The organism is Pseudomonas auratipiscis (assembly GCF_036324085.1).
In the GTDB taxonomy this organism is placed as follows: domain Bacteria; phylum Pseudomonadota; class Gammaproteobacteria; order Pseudomonadales; family Pseudomonadaceae; genus Aquipseudomonas; species Aquipseudomonas auratipiscis.
In genome coordinates, this window is the sequence record NZ_JAZDCU010000045.1 from 1 (window position 1) to 1289 (window position 1289).

A 1289-nucleotide genomic window follows, 5' to 3' on the forward strand; every position below is an offset into this window, starting at 1 on the left:
ACGCTTTCCCAAGGGACAATCCAGTACTCGCCATCTGCTTGCGGTACGCATACTTCACGGCGCTGTCGATTGAAACGCACGGGTAAAGGTACTTCGCGGAATAAGCCCAAGATTACATAAAAGATAGGGACGCCCACGATTATTGGACCGCCCCACAATATTATAGGGTTAGAAGTGACGTAATACATCAGTGTAAAAAGCATCACCATCGGCCAAATAACCATCACCGCTGAACCGATACTGTAATTACCAATATCGAGAAACACGTCGTTCTTGCGCCATATGGTGTTGAGCACATCGGAAGGTTTTCTCCCGGTGGGAATGGGCAATGGCGCCAAGTAGTCGTCACGCGAAAACAGCCGTTTTTTAGTGGTGCCTGCGGGTGGCGTACTCATGCTTGTTCCGTGTGTTGCGTCTGCGCGAGCAATTCGGCCTCACGCTGGGCGATGGCTTCCTTTTGCCAAGACAAAAGGGATGCGCCGTAAGGGCGCAAAGGTGACTCCAAACCGCCCATGCCAATGGATCAGCGTCTGGCTGTATGCGTCACTGACTACGCATCGGGCCTGTTAGCGGGTGAGCACCGAAAATGTGGCTCGAGTGGCGATGGGCATATCCGTTTGATGCAGTGGCACCACTGGCTGGTTTCGCCTTTACGGCGACCCACTTTTGTTGGGGCAAAAGTGGGCAAAACCCCCTGTCCCTGCATCCGGCCCTACGCTGCGCTCCGGGTACCCTCATTCCACCCTTGCTCCCGTGGGGACCGCGCCGAAGGGCCGTCCCTGGCCCTGCGGCGCGCGCCGGCCCTCCCTGGCCGTCGCCCCCCAACGCAAGGGTTCCATTCGGCCTGCTGAAGGGACGAGTTGTGGCGGCGGCACGCTTTTTGTTGGTGGGAGCCCCGCAAAAGCCGATTGGGCGGCAGCGACGGTGCGGGCCGAGGCCAGGTCCACCATGCCTTCCTGGCCGAAAGACACCAGCTCCTTGCCTCGCTCGACCTGATCAAAGGTTTTCAGCAGGGTGTACAGGTCGTCGGTATAGGCCTGGCGCTGGATCGGGTCTTTGATCCGTTCGGGTATGAAGGCTTCGGTATCGAAGCCGCACAGGTGCTGTACGGCGAGAGCACTCTCCAGGTTGGCTTGGTGCAGGCGGGAAAACTGGTCTTGCTCCATGAGCCGACCCGCCAGGTTCATGCTCAGGTCATCGACCAGCGCCAGAGGATCATCCAGGGCGATGAACAGCGACGTGTCCTGTTCCGGGACCCGCCCGCGGACCAGCGCCTCTTCGAACGCAGG

The 1289-nt window shown here is 58.9% G+C and carries 2 pseudogenes; both read right to left on the bottom strand.

Annotated elements, in window-relative coordinates:
* Positions 1-395, bottom strand: a pseudogene (locus V0R60_RS26765) (hypothetical protein); the annotation flags it as partial.
* A 339-nt stretch (positions 396-734) separates the two neighbouring features.
* A pseudogene (locus V0R60_RS26770) lies at positions 735-1289 on the bottom strand (hypothetical protein); the annotation flags it as partial.